Origin of the sequence: Nocardia sp. NPDC051463 (assembly GCF_040681975.1) — a bacterium.
GTDB lineage: Bacteria > Actinomycetota > Actinomycetes > Mycobacteriales > Mycobacteriaceae > Nocardia.
The window spans coordinates 18,598-43,866 of record NZ_JBFBAB010000034.1; the positions used below are offsets into that span (position 1 = coordinate 18,598).

Annotated in this window: 27 protein-coding genes and 4 tRNA genes; 20 read left to right on the forward strand and 11 right to left on the reverse strand. The window is 66.6% G+C overall.

The window, feature by feature from the left end; all coding sequences use genetic code 11:
* Positions 1-100: 100 nt before the first annotated feature.
* The gene (locus AB0M74_RS30725; RefSeq protein ID WP_366529798.1) at positions 101-553 is read right to left on the reverse strand and encodes a MarR family transcriptional regulator; all 453 of its coding nucleotides are present in this window, start codon (positions 551-553) and stop codon (positions 101-103) included.
* A gap of 59 nt (positions 554-612) precedes the next feature.
* Here AB0M74_RS30725 and AB0M74_RS30730 point away from each other — a divergent pair, with 59 nt between their 5' ends.
* From AB0M74_RS30730 to AB0M74_RS30770, 9 genes are all read left to right on the forward strand, one after another.
* Positions 613-1,029, forward strand: a complete 417-nt coding sequence (locus AB0M74_RS30730; protein ID WP_366529799.1) for a hypothetical protein — start codon at positions 613-615, stop codon at positions 1,027-1,029.
* 122 nt (positions 1,030-1,151) lie between these two features.
* Entirely contained in the window at positions 1,152-1,898 is a 747-nt protein-coding gene (gene dapB / locus AB0M74_RS30735) for a 4-hydroxy-tetrahydrodipicolinate reductase (RefSeq protein WP_366529800.1), read from the forward strand.
* Positions 1,895-2,410 (forward strand): hypothetical protein, encoded by a 516-nt coding sequence (locus AB0M74_RS30740; RefSeq protein ID WP_366529801.1) that lies wholly within the window; start codon positions 1,895-1,897, stop codon positions 2,408-2,410. Before dapB ends, AB0M74_RS30740 begins: the two co-directional genes overlap by 4 nt.
* Before the next feature lie 178 nt (positions 2,411-2,588).
* A complete protein-coding gene (locus AB0M74_RS30745) occupies positions 2,589-2,876 on the forward strand; it encodes a hypothetical protein (protein ID WP_366529802.1) in 288 nt (95 codons plus the stop codon).
* Positions 2,877-2,972: 96 nt separating this feature from the next.
* Positions 2,973-3,383: a flavodoxin family protein gene (locus tag AB0M74_RS30750; protein ID WP_366529803.1), complete on the forward strand. Its 411-nt coding sequence runs from the start codon at positions 2,973-2,975 to the stop codon at positions 3,381-3,383.
* Between the two features lie 209 nt (positions 3,384-3,592).
* Positions 3,593-4,318: a response regulator transcription factor gene (locus tag AB0M74_RS30755; RefSeq protein WP_366529804.1), complete on the forward strand. Its 726-nt coding sequence runs from the start codon at positions 3,593-3,595 to the stop codon at positions 4,316-4,318.
* An 11-nt stretch (positions 4,319-4,329) separates the two neighbouring features.
* Positions 4,330-5,604 carry an ATP-binding protein gene (locus AB0M74_RS30760; RefSeq protein WP_366529805.1) on the forward strand — a complete coding sequence of 425 codons (1,275 nt, stop codon included), beginning with the start codon at positions 4,330-4,332 and terminating at the stop codon, positions 5,602-5,604.
* Complete coding sequence (locus tag AB0M74_RS30765; RefSeq protein ID WP_366529806.1) at positions 5,597-6,616, forward strand: hypothetical protein; 1,020 nt, start codon at positions 5,597-5,599, stop codon at positions 6,614-6,616. Before AB0M74_RS30760 ends, AB0M74_RS30765 begins: the two co-directional genes overlap by 8 nt.
* Positions 6,617-6,667: 51 nt before the next feature.
* The gene (locus AB0M74_RS30770; protein WP_366529807.1) at positions 6,668-7,867 is read left to right on the forward strand and encodes a crosslink repair DNA glycosylase YcaQ family protein; all 1,200 of its coding nucleotides are present in this window, start codon (positions 6,668-6,670) and stop codon (positions 7,865-7,867) included.
* Here the strand turns inward: AB0M74_RS30770 and AB0M74_RS30775 are convergent, their stop codons facing one another.
* Complete coding sequence (locus tag AB0M74_RS30775; protein WP_366529808.1) at positions 7,868-8,320, reverse strand: hypothetical protein; 453 nt, start codon at positions 8,318-8,320, stop codon at positions 7,868-7,870.
* A 147-nt stretch (positions 8,321-8,467) separates the two neighbouring features.
* Here AB0M74_RS30775 and dapA point away from each other — a divergent pair, with 147 nt between their 5' ends.
* Together dapA and AB0M74_RS30785 are read left to right on the forward strand one after the other, a co-directional pair.
* The gene (gene dapA / locus AB0M74_RS30780; protein ID WP_366529809.1) at positions 8,468-9,376 is read left to right on the forward strand and encodes a 4-hydroxy-tetrahydrodipicolinate synthase; all 909 of its coding nucleotides are present in this window, start codon (positions 8,468-8,470) and stop codon (positions 9,374-9,376) included.
* Positions 9,373-11,445 (forward strand): ribonuclease J, encoded by a 2,073-nt coding sequence (locus AB0M74_RS30785; protein ID WP_366529810.1) that lies wholly within the window; start codon positions 9,373-9,375, stop codon positions 11,443-11,445. The genes dapA and AB0M74_RS30785 overlap by 4 nt, the downstream gene beginning before the upstream one ends.
* Before the next feature lie 63 nt (positions 11,446-11,508).
* Here the strand turns inward: AB0M74_RS30785 and AB0M74_RS30790 are convergent, their stop codons facing one another.
* A complete protein-coding gene (locus tag AB0M74_RS30790; protein ID WP_366529811.1) occupies positions 11,509-12,060 on the reverse strand; it encodes a hypothetical protein in 552 nt (183 codons plus the stop codon).
* A gap of 64 nt (positions 12,061-12,124) precedes the next feature.
* Positions 12,125-12,493 carry a DUF4189 domain-containing protein gene (locus tag AB0M74_RS30795; protein WP_366529812.1) on the reverse strand — a complete coding sequence of 123 codons (369 nt, stop codon included), beginning with the start codon at positions 12,491-12,493 and terminating at the stop codon, positions 12,125-12,127.
* Positions 12,494-12,752: 259 nt separating this feature from the next.
* Here AB0M74_RS30795 and AB0M74_RS30800 point away from each other — a divergent pair, with 259 nt between their 5' ends.
* On the forward strand, positions 12,753-13,376 hold the full coding sequence (locus AB0M74_RS30800) for a TIGR03085 family metal-binding protein (RefSeq protein WP_366529813.1): 624 nt from the start codon (positions 12,753-12,755) through the stop codon (positions 13,374-13,376).
* A gap of 157 nt (positions 13,377-13,533) precedes the next feature.
* The gene (locus AB0M74_RS30805; protein WP_366529814.1) at positions 13,534-16,122 is read left to right on the forward strand and encodes a DNA translocase FtsK; all 2,589 of its coding nucleotides are present in this window, start codon (positions 13,534-13,536) and stop codon (positions 16,120-16,122) included.
* Positions 16,123-16,291: 169 nt separating this feature from the next.
* Here the strand turns inward: AB0M74_RS30805 and AB0M74_RS30810 are convergent.
* The 4 genes from AB0M74_RS30810 to AB0M74_RS30825 all read right to left on the reverse strand — a co-directional run bounded on the left by AB0M74_RS30810 (position 16,292) and on the right by AB0M74_RS30825 (position 16,945).
* A tRNA-Arg gene (locus AB0M74_RS30810) sits at positions 16,292-16,365 on the reverse strand.
* Between the two features lie 26 nt (positions 16,366-16,391).
* Positions 16,392-16,465 (reverse strand) — tRNA-Leu (locus AB0M74_RS30815).
* Positions 16,466-16,776: 311 nt separating this feature from the next.
* Positions 16,777-16,849, reverse strand: a tRNA-Arg gene (locus AB0M74_RS30820).
* Between the two features lie 12 nt (positions 16,850-16,861).
* Positions 16,862-16,945, reverse strand: a tRNA-Tyr gene (locus AB0M74_RS30825).
* A gap of 530 nt (positions 16,946-17,475) precedes the next feature.
* Between AB0M74_RS30825 and AB0M74_RS30830 the strand changes: the two genes are divergently transcribed.
* Positions 17,476-18,243, forward strand: coding sequence for a serine protease (locus AB0M74_RS30830; protein ID WP_366529815.1), 768 nt, complete (start codon positions 17,476-17,478; stop codon positions 18,241-18,243).
* Between the two features lie 13 nt (positions 18,244-18,256).
* Here AB0M74_RS30830 and AB0M74_RS30835 read toward each other — a convergent pair whose 3' ends face one another.
* Positions 18,257-19,114, reverse strand: a complete 858-nt coding sequence (locus AB0M74_RS30835; RefSeq protein WP_366529816.1) for a class I SAM-dependent methyltransferase — start codon at positions 19,112-19,114, stop codon at positions 18,257-18,259.
* 126 nt (positions 19,115-19,240) lie between these two features.
* Here AB0M74_RS30835 and AB0M74_RS30840 point away from each other — a divergent pair, with 126 nt between their 5' ends.
* Positions 19,241-20,245 (forward strand): TerC family protein, encoded by a 1,005-nt coding sequence (locus AB0M74_RS30840; RefSeq protein WP_366529817.1) that lies wholly within the window; start codon positions 19,241-19,243, stop codon positions 20,243-20,245.
* Positions 20,246-20,324: 79 nt separating this feature from the next.
* On the opposite strand, the gene AB0M74_RS30845 is transcribed toward AB0M74_RS30840, so the two are convergent.
* Together AB0M74_RS30845 and AB0M74_RS30850 are read right to left on the reverse strand one after the other, a co-directional pair.
* Entirely contained in the window at positions 20,325-20,609 is a 285-nt protein-coding gene (locus AB0M74_RS30845) for a YciI family protein (protein ID WP_366529818.1), read from the reverse strand.
* Positions 20,610-20,623: 14 nt separating this feature from the next.
* The gene (locus AB0M74_RS30850; RefSeq protein WP_366529819.1) at positions 20,624-21,190 is read right to left on the reverse strand and encodes an amino-acid N-acetyltransferase; all 567 of its coding nucleotides are present in this window, start codon (positions 21,188-21,190) and stop codon (positions 20,624-20,626) included.
* Between the two features lie 136 nt (positions 21,191-21,326).
* Here AB0M74_RS30850 and pgsA point away from each other — a divergent pair, with 136 nt between their 5' ends.
* The 5 genes from pgsA to AB0M74_RS30875 all read left to right on the forward strand — a co-directional run bounded on the left by pgsA (position 21,327) and on the right by AB0M74_RS30875 (position 25,179).
* Positions 21,327-21,986, forward strand: coding sequence for a CDP-diacylglycerol--glycerol-3-phosphate 3-phosphatidyltransferase (pgsA, locus tag AB0M74_RS30855; protein ID WP_366529820.1), 660 nt, complete (start codon positions 21,327-21,329; stop codon positions 21,984-21,986).
* Positions 21,983-22,492 (forward strand): CinA family protein, encoded by a 510-nt coding sequence (locus tag AB0M74_RS30860; protein WP_366529821.1) that lies wholly within the window; start codon positions 21,983-21,985, stop codon positions 22,490-22,492. The genes pgsA and AB0M74_RS30860 overlap by 4 nt, the downstream gene beginning before the upstream one ends.
* 135 nt (positions 22,493-22,627) lie before the next feature.
* The gene (locus AB0M74_RS30865) at positions 22,628-23,077 is read left to right on the forward strand and encodes a helix-turn-helix transcriptional regulator (protein ID WP_366529822.1); all 450 of its coding nucleotides are present in this window, start codon (positions 22,628-22,630) and stop codon (positions 23,075-23,077) included.
* Positions 23,078-23,277: 200 nt separating this feature from the next.
* Positions 23,278-24,108, forward strand: a complete 831-nt coding sequence (gene pspA, locus AB0M74_RS30870; protein ID WP_366529823.1) for a phage shock protein PspA — start codon at positions 23,278-23,280, stop codon at positions 24,106-24,108.
* A 165-nt stretch (positions 24,109-24,273) separates the two neighbouring features.
* Complete coding sequence (locus AB0M74_RS30875; RefSeq protein ID WP_366529824.1) at positions 24,274-25,179, forward strand: hypothetical protein; 906 nt, start codon at positions 24,274-24,276, stop codon at positions 25,177-25,179.
* The last annotated feature ends 90 nt before the right edge of the window (positions 25,180-25,269 follow it).

The following is a 25,269-nucleotide window of genomic DNA, read 5'->3' on the forward strand; positions in this document are numbered from 1 at the left end:
GACATAGGTATTCGACCGAAAGTGAGTGCTTGCCTGCAGTCCGAGCGGTCTCGAAGACTTGGCCTCCTACCGCTGGGGTTCGATGCCCCGGTTCGGATCGTCAGGCGCCGAGCCGTCTTGCGGCGTGGTTGTCGAGCGCGTCGACGAAACGGCCCAGTAGGCGGGCGAATTCGGTGCGCTCATCGGCGGTCCAGTCCGCCATCGCGGTGGCCATGGCGGCGCGGCGGCCGTTGCGCGCGGCGGCCACCAGGCTTGCGCCATCGGGGGTGAGACGCAGGACGGCGCGGCGACCATCGTGTTGGTCGGCTAACCGTTCCAGCAGTCCGGACGAAACTGCCTGCGCGACAAGGCGGCTCGCGCGTGGTTGATCGACACCCAAGGTGGGGGCCAACGTTCCGACGGTGGCGGATTCGGATTCCGCCACGGCATCGAGGACGCGGAACACCGCGATGGGCACGGGAGACTTCCCTGACAACGCGCCGCGGGTCTGCCTGCGTCGGATTCGGACCATCGCTGCTTCGACCGTTGCGGTGACCGTATCGCGCTCTTCCATTGCCCGCACTTTCATGTAAAGCTACATGTAGTTGTAACTATACATGTTTTGGAGGAACGATGGCCGAGAAGCGCCCGATCGGGTACTGGCTCAAGGAACTCGATCGACTGATCAATGAGCGATTCGACGAGGATCTCGCCGTCGGCGAACTCGGCCGCAGACACTGGCAGATGCTGCACTCGCTGGCCGAGGGGTCGCGTCCGGCAGGCGAGATCCGCGATGCTCTCGCGCCGTTCTGGACGCACGCCGGGGAATGGGAGCAGGAGGTCGCGCAGCTGGTGGAACGTGGCTTCGTCGTCGCGGACTCGGGCATGCTGTCGCTGACCGATGCGGGCCGGGCAACGCATGACGAAGCGTTCATTCGAATCGGCCGCCGACGGCGCGCGATGGTCGAGGGCATCACCGACGAGCAGTACTTCGAGACTGTGCGCATCCTCGAAAAGATGGCTGGAAATATGGCTGGTGGTGCGGCTTAGCGCAGCATCGGTCGGATGCCCGCGCACCGAGGGCGAAGGGACGCCGGCGCACGATGGCGGTCGGACCGTGTTCGGGCGCCCCCTTATAGGCTTGCGGAACTGGAGCGGAACGAGGAGGTGCGGTGACCATTCGGGTCGGAGTGCTCGGTGCACGCGGGAAAGTCGGACAGGCGATCTGTGCGGCGGTGGAAGCGGCGACGGATCTGGAGCTGGTCGCGGCCGTCGACAAAGACGATTCGCTGGAGGCATTCACCGAGTCGAACACGCAGGTCGTTGTCGATTTCACCCACCCGGATGTGGTGATGGGGAACTTGAAGTTCCTGGTGGAACGCGGAATCCACGCGGTGGTCGGCACCACCGGTTTCGATGCCGCGCGGCTCGACGAGGTGCGCGGCTGGCTGGCCGCGCGCCCGGAGACCGGCGTGCTGATCGCTCCCAACTTCGCGATCGGCGCGGTGCTGTCCATGCGTTTCGCCGAGCAGGCCGCCCGATTCTTCGAATCGGTCGAGGTCATCGAGCTGCATCATCCGAACAAGGCCGATGCGCCCTCGGGCACCGCATACCGCACTGCCGGGCTGATCGCGGCCGCGCGTGAACGTGCAGGCGTCGGCCGTAGTCCGGACGCGACCAGCACCGAACTCGACGGTGCGCGCGGCGCGGATGTCGACGGCGTGCGGGTGCATTCGGTACGCCTGGCCGGGCTGGTCGCGCATCAAGAGGTGCTGTTCGGCACACAGGGCGAGACCCTCACGATCCGGCACGATTCCATCGACAGGAACTCCTTCGCGCCCGGCGTCCTGCTCGGGGTCAGGCAGATCGCGAACCGCCCCGGCCTGACCGTCGGACTCGACCCGTTGCTGGATCTGTGAGCGCACCGGAACCGGTCGAGTTGCCCGATCCCGGCCGCGGTGGCGAGGTACGCAAGGTCGTTGCCCTGCTTGTGGCGCTGGTCGTCGTGCTCGGGTTCTATTTCCTGCTGCTCGGCCGAATTGCGGTGAGCCTCATCGGTTCCGGTGATGTCGCCGCGATCGCTATCGGCATCGGTGTGGTCATCCTGCCGCTGCTCGGTGTGTGGATGGTGGTGGCCACCGTACGTGCGGCGCTGTCGCATCAGCACCTGGCTCGCCGCGCCCATGACGAGGGTCTGGAACTCGACACCTCCGCGCTACCGCGTCGCCCCTCCGGCCGCATCGAACGCGCGGCAGCGGACGCACTGTTCGACCGCGTCAAGCAGGAATGGGAGGCGGATCCGGACAACTGGCGCGTCTCCTACCGGCTGGCCCGCGCCTACGACTACGCGGGCGATCGCACCCGCGCCCGTGAAACCATGCGCCGTGCGGTGGCGCTGGAGAAGCTGGAACGCGAACACAAAGAGGGGTAACCACCTGCGCTCGCTACCGTCGTGTCCACACGGTGATCTTGCGACCGGCAGGCTCTCGGTCCGGTATCGGTATACGCTCGCCGGGTTCCGACGGACTAAAGTTGACAGCAACAATCCGGCAATCGTCCGGCGTCGACGTTGGGCGTGCACCGGCCGTTCGATTGGTGAGGAGCGCATCATGCGACGAAGCATTCGTGCGATACCCGGGGCGCTGGCGGTAATCGCGATGATCACCTTCGCCCCGACGTCAGCAGCGGCCACGGGCACCCTTGTCGTCGGTGGCTACGTCTACACCGATCCCGCTGGGTGTCTCTATCTCGGTTACGAACAGACGACCACGTTCGAGAACAACACCGACCGCGTCGCCACCATCTACCGCACGGCAGGTTGCAGGGGTGACGCCACCGGGATTCTCACGCCAGGCAACTCCGGCACCTTCACCGGACAATCCGTCCAGGTCGGCTGACAACCGGCCACAGCTTCACATGCGCCGGGCGCGGGCCGCGCTACGCTCAGCGACGTGCCCCGGTTGTTGATCGTTCATCACACACCCTCGCCGCACATGCAAGAGATGTTCGAGGCGGTGGTTTCCGGTGCGACGGATCCGGAGATCGAAGGTGTCGAGGTGATTCGTCGCGCGGCACTGGCGGTGACACCGGTCGACATGTTGGCAGCCGACGGCTACCTGCTCGGAACACCGGCGAATCTCGGCTATATGTCCGGCGCACTCAAGCATGCCTTCGATATGTGCTACTACCCGTGTCTCGACTCGACCGGTGGTCGCCCATACGGACTGTATCTGCACGGTAACCAAGGGACCGAGGGCGCAGAGCGTGCGGTCGAGAGCATCACCACCGGCATGGGCTGGGTCAAAGCCGCTGCTCCGGTGGTTGTTTCGGGGCCGCCGACGAAGAATGACCTCCAGCGCTGCTGGGAGCTCGGCGCGACCATCGCCGCGCAGCTCATGTCCTGACGTGCGTCGCCCGCCACGTCGAGCTCCGGCCCGATTTCGCGAACTCGGCGACGACCGAGCAGAATCCGCCACCGGTGGTACCGGCACCCGTTGGCATCCGGGTGGCCCCCGGTTTTGGTGGCTGACCTCCGGGAGTATCAGCCGGGCATACTCGTGGTGGCTTTGCACCGGTGGGGCTGTGGACGAGTTGTCCGAGATGGGAGTTCGAGGTGACCTGTGTCGAAGGTGGCGAGCGTGCGCCGCGACGGATCGGTCTCGTCGAAGACCACGAATCGGTGGCGATCGGGCTTGCGGCAATGCTGGCACCGGAACCGGATCTCGATCTGGTGCTGACCGCAGGCACCGTGCCGGAACTGCTGGCCGCCGCAGTGAGCGGGGCGTCCGACGGCGCGACACTGCCGGTATCCACGACACCGCCCGCGCTGGACTTGGTGGTGCTCGACCTGCGGCTGGCCGACGGGTCCTCGCCCGAGGACAACGTGCGTGTACTGCGTGACCGCGGGGTCGAGGTCCTGGTGTTCACCGGTGCGGACAACGCCTTTCTGGTGCGCGCGGCGGCGAAGGCCGGCGTACTCGGCGTCGTGCGCAAGTCGGAGGACGTGCCGACCGTGGTCGCGGCCGTGCGCAGGGCGGCCTCTGGCGAGCAGGTGGTGACCACCGACTGGGCCGCGGCCATCGACGGTGACCCGCAGCTGTCCGACGTGGGCTTGAGCCCGCGTCAAGAAGAGGTGCTCACCCTGTATGCCTCCGGGGAGAAGGCTTCCCGGGTGGCCCGGCTGACCGGTCTCTCGGAGCAGACGGTGAACGACTATCTCGGCCGGATCCGGCAGAAGTATGCCGATGCCGGTCGTCCGGCTCCCACCAAAACCGATCTGTACAAGCGGGCGGTGGAGGACGGATGGCTACCAGTTCCCGAGCGGCACCTGCGCGCATGATTGCGTCCAACATGCTGGACAGACCTGCCGACGCGGACTCCGCGACGCTCGACCGTTTCCGGTTCGGCCGTTCGCGCCGTCGCGTTGCCGCGGTCTCCGAGGAAAACCATGCCGAGCCGACGGCCGATCGCATTCTGCGCAGAATCGGCCTCTCTCTGGGTCTCGCCGGGCTGATCGTCGCGGTGGTGGAACTGCCCGACATCGCCGACCAGAGCCGATTCGTCTCGGGTGGCTGGACCGCTCTGACCGTGGTCCTCGCGCTCGGCTGGTTTCCGGTGCTCGCCGCGGTCTCGCTGGGGCGGAGCAGGCGGGTCATTCGCGCGGTCGCCGGTCTCGCGGCGGTGAGTTTCCTCGCGGCCATGGCAACTATCCCGCTCGCCTATGCCGCGCCGACCTCGGATGCGTCCTCGGTGTGGGTGTATCGGGTGCTCGCGCTCGGGGTGCTCGCAGCCGCCTCGGCGTGGCGGCCGCCGCTGTCGATCGCCTATCTGGTTGTCGCGGCGGCGGTGGCGGCGGTGGCGAATCATGCCGTAGTGGCGGGCGGAACCGCATTGTCGCTAGTCGGCGATTTCGCACGGGCCGCAGGACTGTGCACGATGTTCCTGTGGTGCTGCACCTACGCGTTGGCGTCGGCGGCGCGTGTGGACCGGGAGTCGGTGATGGCGAGCAAGCGCGCTGCGGCCGTGGCGGGCGCCGCGGCGCACGATCGTGAGCAGGCCAGATTCGCCGCCCTGATCCACGATGCGGTCCTGTCGACCTTGCTCGATGCTTCCCGGGGCGGCACCGAGTCGCCCGTGCTGCGCCGCCAGGCGGAACGCACTCTCGACCAACTCGACGAATGCCGAAGTGGTGATGCCGAACCCGACCACCTCGACGCGCAGTCGGCCATCGGATTCCTGGGTTCTGCGGTGCACGAGGTGAATCCGAGAGTTCGATTCACCGCGCGACGCTGGGCCGGGCTCGACGATTTGCGGCTGCCGGTGGACGCCGCGGGCACCATCGCCGCCGCGCTTGCCGAGGCCGTCCGCAACAGCCTGCGCCACGCGACGGTGCCTGGCCGATCCGTGCAGCGCATGGTCTCCGTCACGGTGAGCGCGGGCGGTATCCGCGTGGTGTTCCGTGACGACGGCGCCGGTTTCGATCTGGACCGGGTGCCCGCCGACCGGCTCGGTGTTTCGGTCAGCATCCTCGGCCGGATGCGGCAGTTGGCCGGTGGCGCCGGATTCGTGGAATCCCAACCGGGAGAAGGAACTACGGTGACGCTGGTATGGGATGGCGATGGCTGACACCCACACCGAATTCGGGCTGCGCGATCTGCTGGGCCTGCGGGATCGCTGGGCGTGGCTGTTCCTGCTGGTTTTCGAACTCACCATCGTGCTGTACATGCTGCGGAATCTCTCCGATTCCGCGCTGCTACCCGGGCTGTGCGCGTTGCTGATCATGGTCGTGGCCGGTGTCCTCGTACTGGTGATTCCGGTCGATCCGCTGCCGTGGCCCGCCACGGTGTTCGTGACAGTCGCCGGACCGGTGGCGACCGTGCTGACGATCATCGATGTCGACCACGGTCTGACCAAACCGGTGTGGACCCCCTTCGCATCGTCCTATGTCCTGGCGATGCTGGTGCTGCGCGGCCGGTTGGGCGCGGCCTGGCTCGGCGTCGGCGCGATCGCGACGGTGATCGCCGTGGTGGGTGCGATGACTGGCGCGCGGGTCGGTGTGGTGGTCGGATCGGTGGTGCCGGTCGCGACGGTGGCCGGGATCTCGATGGCCGCGGCGATCATGCGGCCGATGCAGCGATCCCTGCGGCTGTTGCGGGAAGTAGCGACCATGCGCGCGGCGGCGGAGGCGACCATGGCTGCGGCGAACGGCGAACGGGATCGACAGCTGGCCAGGCTCGACAAGCTCGCGCGTCCGATCCTCGAACGCATCGCGGGCGGGGCAGAGCTCAGTGCGGCCGAGCGCGAACAATGCAGGCTGCTCGAGGCCGAACTGCGCGACGGGCTGCGCGCGCCACAGTTGGTGACCGACGAGCTGAGCAGCGCCGCCCGCGGCGCCCGCTCTCGCGGTGTCGAGGTGGTGCTGCTCGACGACGGTGGCTTCGCCGGTGTGCCGCGATGGGTGCGCCAGCAGGTCATCGAGTCGGCGACAAAGGAATTGGCCGCGGCAAATGCGGGCTCGGTGACCGTGCGGGTGCTGCCGATGGGCCGCCGGATCCTGGCCACGGTGCTCGCGAACGCGCCCGAGTGCGATCGGCGCACCGAGATCGACACCGCGGGAGAGGTGTCGGTGTCGACCTGACCGCCGTGGGCCCGGCGGCGCTTGTCGGACCGTCGTGGCACAGTGCCGGTCATGCGAAAAATGAGTGCGGCGGCGGCGCGACGGACAGCGTTGGCCGCGCAAGGGTTCGGCAGGCGCAAACCGGTCGCGCCGACCCGCCGGACCGTGCTCGATGTGCTGGGCAGAACGCAACTACTGCAACTGGATTCGGTATCAGCGGTGGTGCGCGCGCACTACGCGCCGGTATTCAGCCGGATCGGCGGTTACGACCGCGCGTTGCTGGACGAGGCTGCCTGGAGTAACGGGGTGCGACGGCCGCGCAAACTCGTCGAGTATTGGGCGCACGAGGCGGCATTGATCCCGGTCGAGGACTGGCCGTTGATGCGGTGGCGGATGGCGAAATACGACCACGGTCGCTGGGAGGGTATGCGCCGGGCCGTCGAGCGCAACCCCACGCTCGGCAGGGACATCCTGGACGTGATCACCGAGGTCGGTGCGGCGACCGCCGGTGAGGTGGAGCGTCACCTGGAGCTGGACAAGCCGCGCCCCAAAGGCTCGTGGTGGAATCTCAGCGATACGAAAATGATCTGCGAGCAGCTCTTCGCCAACGGCTCGTTGTCGGTGGACAAGCGGGTCGGCTTCGCACGACATTACGATCTGGTGGAGCGGGTGATTCCGCCGGAAGTCTTGGCGCGCAATGTATCCGAGGAAGAAGCGATCCGCGAGCTGACGCTGCGCGCGGCAACCGCGCTCGGTGTCGCGACCGAGGCAGACCTGCGCGACTACTACCGGACCCATCGCACCCAGACCGAACCGGCCATCGCCGACCTGGTGGACGCGGGGGAACTGGAACAGGTCGAGGTCGCGGGCTGGGACAAACCCGCCTACCTTCGTGTCGGCGCCGCGACACCGCGCCGGATCGAGGGCGCGGCCCTGCTGTGCCCGTTCGATCCGCTGATCTTCTTCCGGGCGCGCACCGAACGGCTCTTCGACTTCCACTATCGGATCGAGATCTACACACCGGAACCCAAACGGATACACGGCTACTACGTCTTCCCGTTCCTGCTCAACGGTGAACTCGTCGGCCGGGTCGACCTGCGCGCCGAGCGCCCGACGGGGCGGCTGCTCGTTCCCGGCGCGTTCGCCGAGCCCGGTTATCGCACTCCGGAGACGGTGGCCGCGCTTACCGAGGCGCTGCGCGAGATGGCGGACTGGCTGGGACTGGACAAAGTGGTGATCGGTGACCGCGGGGACCTCGCCCCGCTGTTGTGATCAGCCGTCGCGCCTGGGCCCATAACCGCGCATCTGGTCGCGCAGCGCGCCCGACACGACGCCCGACAGCCACGAATTGAGCGACATATTGCTCTGTGCGGCGGCCTCTTCGGCGCGCGATTTCAGTTGCTCGACCAGTCGCAGCGTGACGCGGCTGATGTCGCCGGTCATTTCTTCGAAGCTCGGATGCTCGTTGTCGGCGGTCGTCGCGGAGTTCTTGCGCACATCCACGCTGGCGTCGGTGCCGTCCACGGAGACGTGCACGGTGCGGTCGCCGAGCGCGGTGCTGACCTCAGCGGCCAGGTCGGACAGCGCCGCGAGCAGCGCCAGTCGGGTCGCGCTTTCCGCCGCTGCGGCCAGTGCGGCGGCGGTGGCCTGCGTTTTCTCGTCGCCGAGCGCGGCGGCGGCGATCAGGTCGTCGCGTAGCTGGGTGGTGTACTTATTGAGGTCCATGACATCAGTGTGACGCCATTGGTGATGTCATACAAGGTGTAGTTTGACGCCATTGTTGTGCGGTAGGAGGCGAATCACTTGCCCGGGTAGGCCGATCGGCGGTCAGGGTGTCGAGGGCGTTCCCTGGAGCGGGTAGCCTTTCTGACCATGACGAACGGTGAATCGACGCCAACGGAGCTGCGCGCGTCCGGCACAGTAGGTGTCGCGATGGTGACCCCCTTCAGTGCCGAAGGCAAGCTCGACGTCGATGCCGGCGTCGCGCTGGCGGCCCGTCTGGTCGAGCGTGGCATCGATCTGCTCGCGATCTCCGGTACCACTGGTGAATCGCCGACCACCACCGAATCCGAGAAGGCCGATCTGCTGCGCGCCGTCGTCGATGCCGTCGGCGACCGCGCCACCGTGATCGCCGGTGCGGGCACCTATGACACCGCGCATTCCATCGAACTCGCGCGCAATGCGCAGCGGGCAGGCGCCCACGGTCTCCTGGTGGTGACCCCGTACTACTCGCGTCCCACCCAGGCCGGCCTGCTCGCTCACTTCACCGCCGTCGCCGACGCCACCGACCTGCCGGTCACGTTGTACGACATTCCACCGCGCTCGGTGGTTCCCATCGCCACCGACACCATCCGTAAGCTCGCTGAGCACCCGCGCATCGTTGCGGTGAAGGACGCCAAAGGCGACCTGAACGCGGGGGCGGAGCTGATCGCCACGACCGATCTGGACTTCTACTCCGGCGACGACTCGCTGAACCTGCCCTGGCTGTCGGTCGGCGCCGTCGGATTCATCAGTGTCATAGGGCATCTAGTGCCCGAACGGCTGCGCGCGTTGAGTGACGCGTGGGCCGCGGGTGATGTGGTGCGTGCCAGGGAGATCAACGTCAGTCTGTTGCCGTTGAACGCGGCGATGTCCCGGCTCGGCGGTGTCGCCATGAGCAAAGCCGGGCTGCGATTGCTCGGCGTAAACGTAGGGGAGCCACGGTTGCCGCAGCTGATGCCCACCGCCGAACAGCTCGACGAGCTGTCCGCTGACCTGCAGATTGCCGGGGTGCTCGGATGAGCGAACCACTAGCACGCCGTCCCCGCCGTACCGCCTCCCGCGCCGCGGGCGCCCCCGCGCCGGCCGCGCCGGCCGCGCCCAAGCGCGCCGCACAGCCTGCGCCACAGGCCAGCCCGGTGGAGATCGACAGCATGGTCGAGGCTGCCGCTGCGGCCGAGGTCGAGACAGCCGGGCAGGCCGCGAGCTCCGTGCAGACCGCGGGCGCGACGCAATCCGGCACGCGGCGTGCCAAGCAGGCCGCACCGGACAAGGCGCCCGCCAGGAAGGCCGCCGCCAAGAAGGCTGCCGCCAACGAGCAGCAAACGCCGTCGAAGAAGCCGGGACGTGCCCGCCAGCAGTCCGGCCGAGGTCGCGCCGAACAGGCGCCTACCCGCCCGGTCGATCGTCCCGTCGCCGATCGCCTGGGCGCACCGCCGAAATTGCCCAAGAACGGTCTGCGCGTCTTCGCCCTCGGCGGCATCGGTGAAATCGGCCGCAACATGACCGTTTTCGAGTACGGCGGCAAGCTGCTGATCGTCGACTGCGGTGTGCTGTTCCCCGAGGACCAGCAGCCCGGCGTCGACCTGATCCTGCCGGACTTCCGGCCCATCGAGGACCGAATCGACGATGTCGTGGCGGTGGTGCTCACCCACGGCCATGAGGACCACATCGGTGCGGTGCCCTTCCTGCTGCGGTTGCGCCCCGACATCCCGGTCATCGGATCCAAGTTCACCCTCGCGTTGGTTGCCGCCAAGTGCAAGGAGCACCGTCAGCGTCCGAAGCTCACCGAGGTCGCCGAGGGCGAGCGCACTACACACGGTCCGTTCGAGTGCGAGTACTTCGCGGTCAACCACTCGATCCCGGATGCCATCGCGGTGGCCATTCGCACCCCGGCAGGCGTGGTGCTGCACACCGGCGATATCAAGCTCGATCAGCTGCCCCTCGACGGTCGGCTCACCGACCTGGCCGGGTTCTCTCGCCTCGGTGACGAGGGCGTCGACCTGTTCCTCGTCGATTCCACCAATGCCGAGGTGCCCGGTTTCGTCACGCCGGAACGCGAGATCGGCGGCGTTCTGGACACGGTGATCGGCAAAGCACGCAACCGCGTGATCGTGGCGTCGTTCGCCAGTCACGTGCACCGCATCCAGCAGGTCGTCGATGTCGCGCAGAAATACGGGCGACGGGTGTGCTTCGTCGGGCGCTCGATGGTTCGCAATATGGAGATCGCCCAGGATCTCGGGTATCTGACGGTCCCGGACTCCGTCGTGGTCGATCTCGACGTCGCCGCGACTCTGCCCGGGGACCGGCTGGTGCTGATCTCGACCGGCTCGCAGGGTGAGCCGCTCTCGGCGCTGTCGAGGATGGCGCGCGGCGAACATCGCCAGATCAACATCCGCCAGGACGATCTGGTCGTGCTGGCCTCCTCACTCATCCCCGGTAACGAGAACTCGGTCTTCGCCGTGGTCAACGGCTTGGCCCGGCTGGGAGCCACGGTGATCACCCAGCAGAACGCGAAGGTGCACGTCTCCGGACACGCCTCCGCGGGCGAACTGCTGTACCTGTACAACGCGGTCCGGCCGACCAACGCCATGCCGGTGCACGGGGAATGGCGGCATCTGCGAGCCAACGCCGCGCTGGCCATCGCCACCGGCGTGCCGGAGGACCGGGTCGTGCTCGCCGAGGACGGCGTCGTGGTCGACCTGGTCGACGGTATCGCTTCGATTGTCGGACGGGTCCCGGTCGGACACGTCTATGTCGACGGCCTTTCGGTCGGCGATGTCGGCGAATCGACCCTGTCGGACCGGCTGGTGCTCGGCGAGGGTGGATTCATCTCGATCACTGTCGCGGTCGACTCGTCCACCGGCAAGGCGGTCAGCACTCCCGAGGTGAGCGGCCGCGGCTTCTCCGACGACCCGACCGCCCTCACCGACGCAGCGGAACTGGTCGAGGCCGAACTGTTGCGGCTGGCAGGCGAGGGCGTCACCGACACGCATCGCATCGCGCAGAGCGTGCGCCGCGTGGTCGGGCGTTGGGTCGCCGACGTCTACCGTCGCCGCCCGATGATCGTGCCCACTGTCATCGGCGTCTAGCACACAGAAAACCGCCGGATGATGGTGACATCATCCGGCGGTTTCTTGTCTGTAGCGGAAGCTCTACTTAGCTTGGCAGGCAGCCGAATCCAGCTTCGCCGACTTCACGACGTTGCAGGTGAACTGGTGTGAGACCTTCCACTGTTCACCTTCGGCGACGAACTCGACGAAGGCGTTCTGCACCGGCTCACCGTTGATGGTGACCTTTGCGTCGGCCTTCAGCTTGCCGTCCTTGGGCTCCTGCACGCCGGTGATCTCCACCTTGACGTTCTGTGCCTTCGCGGCTTCGACGAGCTTGTCGACCAGCTGGGGATCCCGCTCGGCGTCCTGCACCCAGCTGATCTTTTCCTCGCTGCTGACGCTCGGATCGAAGGCCTTGGTGATGCGCTCGTTGAGCAGACCGACGGCCGGCTTGGCCAGGTTCGGCGGCGTCGTGGTCTTCGCGGATCCCTCCGCGGTACCCTCCCCGCTCTTACCGCTCTCGAACTTGCCCGGCGCCGAGGTCGGCGTGCTGGAGCCCGACGACGAGTCCTTGTCGGAGGTGCACGCGGTGAGGCCGAGTGCTGCCGTCGCGAGTACGACCGCGACCGCCGCTCGAATTGTTCTGTGCTTCACTAAATTTCCCCTGGAATGAGTTGTCGCGGACCTGTTCGGACCCGACGGTGGTGGGTGTCGGGAGTTACAGCGAGTAGCCGCTGGTGCAGCGCCAGTCCACGACATAGCCGCCGGGCACCCGGCTCAACGCGGCCGATTTGGCGGCGGAGTAGCTGGCGCGAGCGGACGCGCTCCACTGCGACGACGAGCTGGCGAGGACACCGCAGCCGTTGGTCCACGAGATCAGCACCGAGCAACCGTAGCCACAGGCCGACATGGCGGAATTCTCCGCGGCCGAGTAGCTGCCGTAGTTGTTCGAGATCGCGTAGTCCCCGTCGCTGGAGACGGCAATGGCGCCGTAGTACCCGTACGCGGCTTGCGCGGGAGCCGCGGTAGCCAGCACAGATCCAACCGTTGCCGCCATAATGGCGGCACCGGTGACGAATTTCTTCACAGGTGAATCCCCTTCTTGCTCACAGGTCCACGACCCGATGGACCGAGTGACAAGCTACAGAGCCGAGGCCGCAAGCGCTACCCGAGAATTCGGGGCGCGGCCGTCGGATCCACTCGGCGCCGGGCGATGCCGGGGGAATTACGGCTCCCCGCACCGGGCGTGCGGTGGATAGTGTTGCCGAGCGAAAGCCAGGGCGCAACTCCGATAACTCATTGTGCAGCAATGTCGATGCCGCAGGCAATCGACTATGTTCGAGCGCGTGAGCATGGCACAACGGGAACGTCGGGCACTGGTCGAGACGATGGCCGCCGTGGGACCGGACGCACCCACCCTCTGTGGGAAGTGGACTGTGCGAGAGCTGGCTGCGCACTTGGTGGTTCGTGAGCGCCGCCCCGACGCTGCTGCGGGGATCATGTTGCCATCGTTTGCCGGGTATCTCGACAGTGTGCAGGCGAAGACTGCGCGCAAGCCGTTCCAGGAGCTGCTGGAGGAGGTGCGCACCGGACCGCCGTGGTGGTCACCCCTGCGCCCGGTCGACGCCGTTGCCAACCTGTCCGAAATGTTCATCCACCACGAGGATGTGCGCCGTGCCGCGCCGGGGTGGGAGCCACGCACACTATCGGACGCCGACGAGGGGCGGCTGTGGTCTGTGCTGCGCAAGATGGCGCGAATCGCATATCGGAAAGCGCCGGTCACTGTCGTGCTCGCGACGCCGGACGGCGACCGGGCGGTCGTGCCCGCGCAATCCGAGGCCGAAGTGACATTGACCGGCAAGCCTTCGGAATTGCTGCTGCATGCCTTCGGTCGTGACGAAGTTCGCATGGAGACCACCGGCGCCCCGGGCGACGTGCGTGCCGTACTGGCCCTGGATCGCTCGGTTTAGCCGCCGCACGCTCGACACACGCGCGGCGATTCGGGTGCGAAGCGAGCTCGACGGCGGTGGGGGCGACCTGGGCTTCCGTACAATTCGGCAGGGTTGAGACGGCCGATACCAGTGTTGCGGATGGTCCGGATGGTGCGTTTGCGGCTAGCCTGAGGTCATGGCAGGTAAGTCCCGCAGCTCCACGACCTCTCGTGCGCGGGCGGGATCGGCCCGGGGGAGGACCACCACGGCACGGTCCCGCGCGGCAACGCCACGCGCTACCGCCACCCCGCGTCGCACCGCCGCCACTCCGCGCGGACGTGGCACCGCCGCCCGCCGCCGCCCGGCCCCGCGCAAGTCCGACACCGCGCCGCTCGCGGTGATCAGCCGTGGCATCAGTAGCGGCTGGACCATGCTGGCGCGCGGTCTCGGCGCCACCACCCGCACGATCAGCCGAGCGGGCGAGATCGAACACGGCCATCGCCGCGACGGTATCGCCCTCGCCCTCATCGCGCTGAGCGCGGTAATCGCGGCGGCAGTCTGGCTGTCGGCGGGCGGCCCGGTGGGGCACTGGGTCGAGGAAGCCATCCGCGCGGTCTCCGGATCAGCGTCGGCGGGACTGCCTTTCGTGGCCACCGCTATCGCCATCGTGCTGATGCGCACCGAGGCGAAACCGGACATTCGGCCACGCCTGGTGCTCGGCGGACTGCTGGTCGGGCTGCCCATCCTCGGTCTCTGGCACATCGCCGCCGGATCGCCTGCTGACGCGCACGGCCGGTCTCGCGCTGCGGGTTTCGTCGGTTTCGTGATGGGCGGCCCGCTCACCAATGGGCTCACCGCGTGGCTCTCGGTGCCGATTCTCTTGCTGGCCATCGTCTTTGGCATGCTCCTGCTGACTGGAACCACCGTGCGCGAGGCGCCGGACCGGTTACGGCTTTACTTCGGCCTTGGTATCGGTGGCGACGAATACGGTGAGTACGACGGCGACTACGACCCGGCCAATTACGACGCGGATGGCTTCCCGCTGCACCGTGCCGGCGCGTCGAGGCGGCGCGGGCGGACCCCGGTCGAGAACTATCCGCCCGATGAATTCGGCAATGCGGACGCGGTCACCGAGGTGCTCGGCGAGCCGCCGCTGCGCGATGCCAAACCGATTGCGGTCGAGTCGCCAGAGGAGCCGCCCAAGCCGAAGAAGCGGCAGGCCAAGGTGGCCGATCAGACCCCACCGCCGCCGAAGCAGATGGAACTGATCGCCGATCGCGAGATCGAGGGCGACTATGTGTTGCCGCCGCTCACCCTGCTGACCGACGGTGATCCGCCCAAGAAGCGCAGCGCCGCCAACGAATCGATGATCGAGGCGATCACCGAGGTGCTGGTGCAGTTCAAGATCGACGCGGCGGTCACCGGATTCGTGCGAGGCCCGACGGTCACCCGCTACGAGGTCGAACTCGGGCCCGGTGTCAAGGTCGAGAAGATCACCGCGCTGGCCCGCAATATCGCCTACGCCGTCGCGACGGAGAACGTTCGACTGCTCGCCCCCATCCCCGGCAAATCCGCGGTCGGCATCGAGGTTCCCAACGCCGACCGCGAATTGGTTCGCCTGGCCGATGTGCTCAAAGCGCCTTCGACCCGAAACGACCATCACCCTTTGGTGATCGGGCTCGGCAAGAACATCGAAGGCGATTTCGTCGCGGCCAACCTCGCGAAGATGCCGCACCTGCTGGTGGCGGGGTCCACCGGTTCCGGTAAATCGAGCTTTGTGAACTCGATGCTGGTCTCGCTGCTCGGGCGGGCCACGCCCGACGAGGTCCGGATGATCCTCATCGACCCGAAAATGGTGGAACTCACCCCCTACGAGGGCATTCCGCACCTGATCACGCCCATCATCACCCAACCCAAGAAGGCCGCTGCCGCGCTGGCCTGGCTGGTGGAAGAGATGGAGCAGCGATATCAGGACATGCAGGCCAACAAGGTGCGCCACATCGACGACTTCAACAAGAAGGTGAAGTCGGGTGCGATCACCGCACCGCTGGGCAGCGAACGCGTATACCGTCCTTATCCGTACATTCTCGCCATCGTCGACGAGCTCGCCGACCTGATGATGACCGCGCCGCGGGACGTCGAGGACGCGATCGTGCGGATCACCCAGAAGGCCCGCGCCGCAGGCATTCACCTGGTGCTTGCCACGCAGCGGCCGTCGGTGGACGTGGTGACCGGCCTGATCAAGACGAATGTGCCGTCCCGCCTCGCCTTCGCCACGTCCTCGCTCACCGACTCCCGAGTCATCCTCGACCAGCCCGGCGCGGAAAAGCTGATCGGCATGGGCGACGGTCTTTTCCTGCCCATGGGTGCGGGAAAGCCGACCCGATTGCAGGGCGCTTTCATCAGTGACGAGGAAATCCACGCCGTCGTCGACTTCGCCAAAAACCAGGCCGAACCCGAATACCAGGAGGGCGTCACCGCCGCGAAGGCAGGCGAGAAAAAGGATGTCGACCCCGACATCGGCGACGACCTCGATGTCTTCATCCAGGCGGTAGAACTCGTGGTGACATCCCAATTCGGCTCCACGTCGATGCTGCAGCGCAAATTGCGCGTCGGTTTCGCGAAGGCAGGCCGGCTGATGGACCTGATGGAAACCCGTGGCGTGGTCGGCCCGAGCGAGGGCTCGAAGGCCCGCGACGTTCTCATCAAGCCCGACGAGTTGGATCGTCTGCTCTGGTCGATCCGTGGTGGCGGCGAGGAGCCCGACAGCACCGACGAGGAGTGAGACGGTCGTAGCTCATCGTGGAGTCGAACCACGCGATCGGGCCTTATGAGAGCCCGACGGCACCCTGCATGAGCCGTGCGGAGTGAATCAACAGCTGGAGTGCCAGGATTGGCACCTGGACCGAGGTTTTCAGAGACCGCTGTGCAGCCGTCACCCTCCACTCCATCAGTGCGCTCGGGAGGAATCGAACCTCCAGCCGCCGGCTTCGTATACCGGTGCTCCATCCATTTGAGCTACGAGCGCGCTCACCCGCCTGTGCCCGCGGATTGTTCCCTCGGCGAGATTCGAACTCGCACTGTCCGGCTTCTAAGGCCGGTGCCTCTACCGGTTGGGCTACGAGGGATCGGTCATTCTCAATACTTCGGTGCGACAATTCATCCAGCTCGGCATAGCGTCCCGGCGAGTCACCAGGATGTTTCTCGCATTTCTCTGATGTCGATATCTCGGTACGGCGGCGCGAGAGATGTCAGAGGTGAGTGGTGGGACCGCAGACGCGCGAATGTGTAGGTCGTGCATGCCGATAGCATCGCAGCCGGCCAGGAACGGTTCTGTGATCTCGAATCAAGTTGTCCCCTCGAATTGTCAACTACTGGAAGAACTCCCGCGGCACCAGATAGCCGGAAGCGTGGAACGGCTCCACGGTCCGGCAACCCGAGCCCGCGGGTGGAATCGAACCACCGACCTGCGTCTTCGGAAGGCGCCGCTCTGTCCACTGAGCTACGCGGGCGGGAAAACTTCGTGGCAGTAGGAGGATTCGAACCTCCGGTGGCGGGATCGCACCTGATTTACCGGCAGGTCCCTTCGGCCGCTCGGGCATACTGCCAAAAAAGGTCATTCCTCGACGAGTGCCGCGGAATGACCCCTGTTGCAGGTCTTCTCGAAATCGAGACCTCAGGGGCCGCTCATACGCATCGCGCAATAGCCGAATCGCATGGCTGAACGTAGGGCATAGGCACGCCAGGCATTGTCTAGCAATCGTTGCCGTCGCTGCTGGGTCTGCCCGGTCATCTGCCTATGCCTTTCTGTGGTTCGGGGGTTTGCTGTCTGCGACGGTAGCACCGAGACTCCCGGTGAGGAACCGATTTACTGTTCGGGTGTCGCTGCCGGACCTGAATGCGATGGCCATCGGTATCAGTCGGCGACCGGACTACCGCCCGGAGTGCAGCACGGATGTTACGACACGCCTCGCGATTCTGGTGTTCTCCGCATCCGCACCGCTACCGTGACATCCGGCGGTTGCGTTACTTCACCTCGTCAGCGTGGTCGGTGGGAAGGGAAGCGATGGGCAAGGCCTTTGTTCGGTGCCGGGCGTTCGCGACAGTGGCTTTCGGCGCGAGTGCGTTGGTGGCGGGGGTGTCTACGCCGGCGTCGGCAATAGTCGGCGGTTATGTGGCGGCCGATGATCAATTTCCGTGGACCGTCAGCGTGCAGAAGGGCGGCGCGCACGCCTGCGGCGGCGCTGCGCTCAACAGTCGTACCGTGATCACCTCGGCAATGTGCGTTCGTGGCGTCGGTCCGGAGCAGTTGAAATTGCGGTACGGCTCGCTACGGCACGATTCCGGCGGCAGCGTGGTCGAAATCGAGAAGGTCGTCGTGCATCCGCGCTACGACGTGGTCAACCGCGACAACGACATCGCGGTGCTGCACACCTCCGAGAACATGTCGTTCGGGACGAATGCCGCGACAGTGTGTCTGCCGGAACCGGGGAGTGACCCCGGCGGGGGTGTGATCGCGCAAGCGTCGGGGTGGGGAGCGTTGCACGAAGGTGGGCAGACGCCTTCGCAATTGATGGGCGTCGACCTGCCGACCGTCAGCCGTGAACAAGCTCAGGGCCAGTACGGGGTTGCGGCCGTTACCGCCAACATGATCGCCGCCGGCCTCGATACGGGTGGTAAATCGCCCGGTGCGGGCGACGAGGGCAGTCCACTGGTCACCCGCGGTGGCGACAAAGCGACGCTCGTCGGCCTGTACTCCTGGGCGGGCGGTAGCGCGCGCCCTGGTTACTCCGCAGTCTTCACCCGTGTCGGCGGCTATGTGAACAATTTCCTCGCCGACAACATGCTGGGCACCGGTGGCGGCTCGACCGTGGACGAGGCCTGCGGGCGACCCGCCATACCGTGATTCGATGTCCTGGTCACTGTCCGGTGCCGAGAGCCACCTCGGCGCCGGATCCCTTGCGTGCTTGCAGTGTGTAGCTGAGCGGCAGTCGCTCCCCATGCTCGTTGAGCCGCCATTCGCCGTTCGGCTCGCGGGTCATCAGGCCGGGTAGCGCCTCCCACGGCACCGTGTCGTGCTCGACGAGGCCGGTGATCGTCAGGCCCGCGTCCAGCAGCGCGGTGATGATCTGCCCGAATCCGTGGTTCCATTCGTGCGTGGTGGTCTGGGTGAGTACGCCGTCGGTCGCCACGTAGGTGCCGCCATCGGAGAACACCATCGGCTCAGGTGTTTCGAAGTATGGATAGCCGATAACCAGTCGGTCGGTGTGATTTTCATCCGTCGCCCACAGCATCGGGTGGCCTTCGCGGAGGAACAGCCGCCCACCGGGCCGCAGTAGTCCCGCGACGGTCCGGGCCCACCGATCCACACTCGGCAACCAGCACAGTGCTCCGATCCCGGTGAACACCAGGTCGAAACGTGCACCGCCCAACGCGACCACCGCGTCGTACACGTCCGACTCGATGAAATCGACTGCGGTTCCGGTCTGTTCGGCGAGCGACCGGGCCTGTGCCAGGGACGCGGGCGAGAAATCGAGTCCGGTCATGGTGGCGCCGAGCCGCGACAACGAAATCGTGTCGGTGCCGATGTGGCATTGGAGGTGGACCCCGCGCAGCCCGCGGATGTCGCCGAGCAGCGGAAGATCGAATCGCACCACCTCGCTGAGGAAGTCCGGCTCCGACAGGAAACGATCCACGGCGTAGTCGCGTGCGGCGGCGTGCAGCGGTGCCCGTTCGTCCCAGTTCGCCTTGTTGAGAACTCGGTAGTCGTCGATCACGTCGTCACTGTGGCATGGACGGGTGCCCGGGCGCATGTGAAATTATTGACAGCAACCACCCCGCAAGCCGACATGAACGGACAAATCGGGCATGCTTGATGTCATGATCAACCACCAGGACGCCACATGCACGTAACCGCTCTCGAGTGGGTGATCACGATCGCCGTGATTCTCGGCCTGTTCGTCTTCGACTTCTTCGCACACGTCCGCACGCCGCACGATCCGACGTTCAAGGAATCCGGGAGCTGGTCGGCGGTGTACATCGGGCTGGCGCTGGCGTTCGGTGGCTTCGTCGCCTGGCAGTGGGGTTCTACGTTCGCCGGGGAGTACTACGCCGGTTTCGTGACCGAGAAAGCGCTCTCGGTGGACAACCTGTTCATTTTCGTCATCATCATGGCGACCTTCGCGGTGCCGAGGATCTACCAGCAGAAGGTGCTGTTGATCGGTATCGTGCTCGCGCTGGTCATGCGGGGCATCTTCATTGCTGTCGGCGCGGCGGCGATCAGCGCGTTCAGCTGGGTGTTCTACCTGTTCGGGCTGTTTCTCGTCTACACCGCCGTCAAGCTGCTGCGCGAGAGCGGCCACGAGGTCGAGCACGAGGAGAAACGTGACAGCAGGATCGTCGCGTTGGCCAAGCGTGTCCTGCCGACCACCGACAGCTACGACGGCGACAAGTTGGTCACCCGGGTCGATGGCCGCCGCGCGGTGACGCCACTGCTGCTGGCACTGCTCGCGATCGGCTTCGCGGACCTGCTGTTCGCGTTGGATTCGATTCCGGCGATCTACGGCCTCACCGCGGAGCCCTACATCGTGTTCACCGCGAACGCGTTCGCGCTCATGGGTCTGCGTCAGCTGTACTTCTTGATCGGCGGATTGCTCGATCGCCTGGTCTACCTGTCTTACGGGCTCTCGGCGATCCTGGCGTTCATCGGCGTCAAGCTGGTGCTGCACGCACTGCACGAGAACACGCTGCCGTTCATCAACGGTGGCGAGCAGGTGAGTGTCCCGGAAATATCGACGCCGGCGTCGCTGGGGGTCATCCTCGGCATCCTGATCGTGGCGACGGTCGCCAGCCTGATCAAGACCAGGGGTGCGGCGGCATCGCGACCGGTCGATATCTCGGGCGAGTGAGCCACACCGTTGGCGTCATCGCGACAGCTGACGCCAACGGTCACGGCCTGCGGAGCCGGGCTCGCCGCCGGGATCGGATCTAGACGGCGAACGCGCCCATCACCGGCACCCATTCGACGGCGCGTACCGCGTCGATCAACTTCTCCCGAGCGAACGGATCCTCGGCCAGCAGATCTGCGAGCGCGGTCTCGTCGTCGGCGCGCAACAGCAGCAAGGCACCCGAGCCGTCCGGGTACGGCCCGCTGCTGAGCAGGGTGCCCACCTCGACCAGGCCGGACAACCAGGCCCGATGCTCGGGGCGATAGGTGTCGCGGCCGGGGACTGTGGCCTCGGAATAGGTGTAGTGAACGGCGAAGATCGGCACGGGATCGCTTCCTGTCAGAGGTTCAGCAGCATTCGGGTATTGCCGAGGGTGTTGGGTTTCACGTAGCTGAGGTCGAGGAACTCGGCGACACCGGTGTCGTAAGAGCGGCACATCTCGGCGTACACCTCGGCGGTCACCGGGGTGCCCTCGATTTCGACGAAGCCGTGGCCTGCGAAGAAGTCGACCTCGAAGGTGAGCACGAACAGTCGCCCGAGCTCCAGTTCCCTGGCCACTGTGACCAGGCGCTGCACTATGAGCTTGCCGACCCCGTGCCCCTTGACATCCGGGTGTACGGCAACCGTGCGCACCTCGCCGAGGTCGGCCCACAGCACATGCAACGCACCGCAGCCGACCACCCGTCCGTCGAGCTCGGCAACCCAGAATTCCTGGACCGCCTCGTACAGGGTGACCAGGTTCTTTTCCAGCAGGATCCGACCGGCATAGACGTCGACGAGGCGCTTGATCTCGGGCACATCGGAAGTTCGGGCGCGGCGCACGAGCAGGGCAGAGTCGCGCGCGGCGGGTGCCGCGCCGGAATGCGCATCGCTGGTCGAACCACCTACTGGTCCCCGAGAGGTCATGGGGTGCACAGTAGTCGGCCCGGTTACCGATAGTCTGAAGGTGTGCCGCACATCCGATCGCTCCGCTCACCGCATCGCGCCGAGCAGCGCGACCGGATGGAGAGGCGGCCATGAGGCCGCCCACCGAGGCGGAGGCATGAGCGTGCAGCCCGACGAGATCGACCGCCAGTGGACCGAGCCCGCTCCGATCCATTCCGGGTTCGTGCCGACACCGGCCGAGCCCGCCGTTCCGCTGATGAATATCGCGAATGTGCTCACCATGATGCGGATCGCACTGGTGCCGCTTTTCGTGCTTGCGCTGTTCGCGGCGGGCGGGCATCAGACCGGCTGGCGGATCGGGGCAGCCGCGCTGTTCGGTCTGGCCGCGATCACCGATCGCTTCGACGGGCAATTGGCCCGCAAATATGGATTGGTCACCGACTTCGGCAAGCTCGCCGACCCGATCGCCGACAAGGCGCTCATCGGGTCCGCGGTGATCGGTCTTTCCGTTCTCGGCGATCTGGCGTGGTGGATCACCCTCGTGATCTGTGGTCGTGAGGTCGGGGTCACTCTGTTGCGGTTGGCTGTGGTGCGCCGCGGCGTGATCCCGGCAGGTCGCGGCGGCAAACTCAAGACTCTTGTGCAATCGGTCGCGATCGCGGTGCTGCTGTTGCCGTTGGCAGGCGGACTCGCTACCGCGGGGATGGCCTTGATGTACGTGGCGGTCGCGCTGACGGTCGTCACGGGCCTCGATTACATCGGGCAAGCCGCTAGGGTGTGGTTCGCGGGCACACCTGGACGGACTCGCGGGGCATGACGGATCCGCTGATCGCCGACGTGCCCGCCGCCGACCTGGTGCACGCACTCGGCGCGGCCGGACAGACCGTGGCTACGGCGGAATCCTTGACGGCGGGCCTGCTCGCGGCGGCCATCGCAGGCGTGCCCGGCGCAAGCGTGGTGCTGCGCGGCGGGTTGGTGGTGTACGCCACTGATCTCAAACACAGCCTCGCGGGCGTCAGCGACGAAGTACTCGCAACGGAGGGTCCGGTTGCTGCGAGCACCGCCGAGCAGATGGCTGTCGGCGCCCGGATCCGATGTGGCGCGGACTGGGGCGTCGGGCTGACCGGGGTCGCGGGACCGGACTCTCAGGACGGGCATCCCGTCGGCACTGTCTTCCTCGGACTTGCTGGTCCAGGCCATACCGAGGTCGTCCGGTTGAAACTCCTCGGTGACCGGTGGACTATCAGGATTGGCGCAACACACACGGCCATCCGGGAGTTACTGCGATACGTAACGGCTGGAGAAACCTCGGTTTCGGCGTAGTGAGCGCGAGGCGAATCGAAGTTCGCTCCGCGGGAACCAACCGGACCGTGTCCGACGTTGTGCCAGAAAGAACGGCATGCGCAGTGCTTGTAGGCGCCGCGCGTGGCCCGCTGTCAGTGAGCGAAGGAGAACGAGATGACGCTGCTGCGAGAGGCGATCGGCGACAGTCTGCGGCGTGCTCGTCTCGCCCAGAGTCGGACCTTGCGTGAGGTGTCCACCTCGGCGCGGGTGAGCCTGGGCTACCTGTCCGAGGTCGAGCGCGGCCGCAAGGAGGCATCCAGCGAACTGCTCGCCGCCATCTGCGCCGCCCTGGATGTGCCACTGTCGCGGGTGCTATGGGATGTGAGCACGATCATGGCAGGGACCGACGGACTTCCCGCCCGCGAGCCCGCCACCACCCCCGCGGCCGAGGCGGAGCACACGGCCGCCACCGAGCCCGCCGAGACCGGCGCCGAGCCCGCGACGGCCACGATGTCGGTGTCCGGTGCCGCATCGAAGGTCCGCCTGCCGCACATCGCGGAGGACACCCGGATCGTCATTCCGGCGCCGAAATCCGACATGCTGGTCCTGGTGAAGAGCAATTGACGCAGAACGAGTGGTGGCAGCCCCGGGCAACGCTGCGGACCGGTGCCGGGAACCGATAGATTCTCCCTAGGCGTCGGAAAGGCCGGGTTCTCCCGGTCAGGTGCCCACATGGTGGAGGATAGGCACATATCGGGTGCGTGACGGTCGCGCACTAGAGTCGCGGTAAAGCGCGGCGCATCAGATGGAGGCGGGATCAATCGATGGCTAATCCGTTCGTGAAGGGCTGGAAATACCTGATGGCCCTCTTCGATTCGAAGATCGAGGAGCATGCGGATCCGAAGGTCCAGATTCAGCAGGCCATCGAGGAAGCCCAGCGCCAGCATCAGGCCCTGTCGCAGCAGGCTGCGTCGGTCATCGGCAATCAGCGTCAGCTGGAGATGAAGCTCAACCGCCAGCTCGATGAGGTCGAGAAGCTCAACGCCAATGCGCGCCAGGCTGTTCTGCTCGCCGACCAGGCCGCGGCCGCCAACGACACCGAGAAGGCCATTCAGTACACCAACGCGGCCGAGGCCTTTGCCGCGCAGCTGGTGACCGCAGAGCAGTCCGTCGAGGACCTCAAGGTGCTGCACGACCAGTCGCTGCAGGCGGCCGCGCAGGCCAAGAAGGCCGTCGAGCAGAACGCGATGATGTTGCAGCAGAAGGTGGCCGAGCGCACCAAGCTGCTCAGCCAGCTCGAGCAGGCCAAGATGCAGGAGCAGGTTTCCGCCTCGCTGCAGCAAATGGACTCCACGCTGTCCGCGCCGGGCTCTACCCCCAGCTTGGACGCGGTGCGCGACAAGATCGAGCGCCGCTACGCCAACGCGCTCGGTTCCGCGGAGCTCGCGCAGAACTCGGTGCAGGGCCGGATGCTCGAGGTGCAACAGGCCAGCATTCAGATGGCAGGACACAGCAAGCTCGAGCAGATCCGCGCATCCATGCGTGGCGATGCACTGCCCACGGGTAGCACAGGCACGCCCGCCATCACCCCGGGTCAGACCCAGGCCAATCCGGCGCAGCCGCAGATGAACAAGGGCCAGACCGCGCAGCAGTAGCGACCGGCGACTGCTGCCGGTCGCTGGAAACTACGCTGCCGGAGGTTCGGCGAGGACTGGTTCGGTGAAGGCTCCTTCGGTGCATCCGCTCTCGGTGGAGCGCAACACTCGGGCGCTGCTCGGGCTCGGTGTCGACCGGCCCGCACCACCGGTGGGAGGGAAGCCGTGAGCCGCAAGCGAATCCGGGAACAGCCGGTCCGGGCCGAAGCGAGCGTCGTGCGGTCGGGACGTCGTGCTGTGGTGCGCGCACAGTCCGCGATCGTGCCCCAGCCGGGAAGTCTTCCCGACAATCTGCGCGAGGTCGGCCAGCACGCGTTGGTCGCGGTCCGCCGCTGGGCGGATCCGAGGGAACGGGAGCTGCGTAAGCGGCGCAGGGCCCGCCGCCGCAGCTTCCAGCTCGGGACGGTGTCCGGTCTCACCACCGCGGGCACCGTCGGGCTCGTCATCATCGCCGCGCCTGCCTGGGCAGTCGTTGTCGTGGGTGGGGGAGCCGTCGCTCTGGTGACCGGGACCGCGCTGAGTGCGCGTCGCTATCTGCGATTGCGTAATGCGCCACTGCCACAGGCGACATTCGTTTCACCCAAGCAGCCACCGTTGTGGTCGGCCACGCGGGCGCCGATCACCAGGCTGATCCGTGCGGAGCGAGCGATGCACGGATTGGTCGGGCAGATCACGCGCTCGAAGCGACTGCCCGACGACGAACTGGTCGACATGCTGGAGACCGCGGGATCGGGTGCGGCCGCCCTGCATGCGCTCGCCGCCGATGTGACCGCGATGGAGCGCGCCATCACCACGATGGGCGGAACTAATTCCGATGCGGCAGATGCACTTTCGGGCAACGTGCAGTTCGCGCTCGGTCGGCTCGATGCGGGCATTCTGGAGTACGAGCAGGTGGTCGCCGCCGCCGGGCGCGTTCTCGCGGTGCCGGAAACCGTTGTGCTGCGACACGATTTCGACCTGATCGTGTCCGATCTGCGTCATGCCGCCGACCGTCTCGACGGCTGGGCGCAGGCTCTCGCCGAGGTCGCCGACCACCAGATCGGCGCTCAGCTGCCGCCGCAGGGACTGTAGCGCCGCTCCACTGCCCTGCGACCAGCGTTTTCGGCCTCACTCGGCACGGTGATCGACCCGTTGTCCGCAGGCACAGACGGTGTGCCGAGG

What these genes read in the sequence shown, in the direction of transcription:
- AB0M74_RS30765 (WP_366529806.1), top strand. Translation starts at nt 5,597, where the DNA reads ATGGCTGACACCCACACCGAATTCGGGCTGCGCGATCTGCTGGGCCTG.
- AB0M74_RS30760 (WP_366529805.1), top strand. Translation starts at nt 4,330, where the DNA reads ATGCTGGACAGACCTGCCGACGCGGACTCCGCGACGCTCGACCGTTTC.
- AB0M74_RS30770 (WP_366529807.1), top strand. Translation starts at nt 6,668, where the DNA reads ATGCGAAAAATGAGTGCGGCGGCGGCGCGACGGACAGCGTTGGCCGCG.
- AB0M74_RS30860 (WP_366529821.1), top strand. Translation starts at nt 21,983, where the DNA reads ATGACGGATCCGCTGATCGCCGACGTGCCCGCCGCCGACCTGGTGCAC.
- pspA (WP_366529823.1), top strand. Translation starts at nt 23,278, where the DNA reads ATGGCTAATCCGTTCGTGAAGGGCTGGAAATACCTGATGGCCCTCTTC.
- AB0M74_RS30775 (WP_366529808.1), bottom strand. Translation starts at nt 8,320, where the DNA reads ATGGACCTCAATAAGTACACCACCCAGCTACGCGACGACCTGATCGCC.
- AB0M74_RS30750 (WP_366529803.1), top strand. Translation starts at nt 2,973, where the DNA reads ATGCAAGAGATGTTCGAGGCGGTGGTTTCCGGTGCGACGGATCCGGAG.
- AB0M74_RS30745 (WP_366529802.1), top strand. Translation starts at nt 2,589, where the DNA reads ATGCGACGAAGCATTCGTGCGATACCCGGGGCGCTGGCGGTAATCGCG.
- AB0M74_RS30730 (WP_366529799.1), top strand. Translation starts at nt 613, where the DNA reads ATGGCCGAGAAGCGCCCGATCGGGTACTGGCTCAAGGAACTCGATCGA.
- AB0M74_RS30850 (WP_366529819.1), bottom strand. Translation starts at nt 21,190, where the DNA reads ATGACCTCTCGGGGACCAGTAGGTGGTTCGACCAGCGATGCGCATTCC.
- AB0M74_RS30840 (WP_366529817.1), top strand. Translation starts at nt 19,241, where the DNA reads ATGCACGTAACCGCTCTCGAGTGGGTGATCACGATCGCCGTGATTCTC.
- AB0M74_RS30785 (WP_366529810.1), top strand. Translation starts at nt 9,373, where the DNA reads ATGAGCGAACCACTAGCACGCCGTCCCCGCCGTACCGCCTCCCGCGCC.
- AB0M74_RS30725 (WP_366529798.1), bottom strand. Translation starts at nt 553, where the DNA reads ATGGAAGAGCGCGATACGGTCACCGCAACGGTCGAAGCAGCGATGGTC.
- AB0M74_RS30865 (WP_366529822.1), top strand. Translation starts at nt 22,628, where the DNA reads ATGACGCTGCTGCGAGAGGCGATCGGCGACAGTCTGCGGCGTGCTCGT.
- dapA (WP_366529809.1), top strand. Translation starts at nt 8,468, where the DNA reads ATGACGAACGGTGAATCGACGCCAACGGAGCTGCGCGCGTCCGGCACA.
- pgsA (WP_366529820.1), top strand. Translation starts at nt 21,327, where the DNA reads ATGAGCGTGCAGCCCGACGAGATCGACCGCCAGTGGACCGAGCCCGCT.
- AB0M74_RS30805 (WP_366529814.1), top strand. Translation starts at nt 13,534, where the DNA reads ATGGCAGGTAAGTCCCGCAGCTCCACGACCTCTCGTGCGCGGGCGGGA.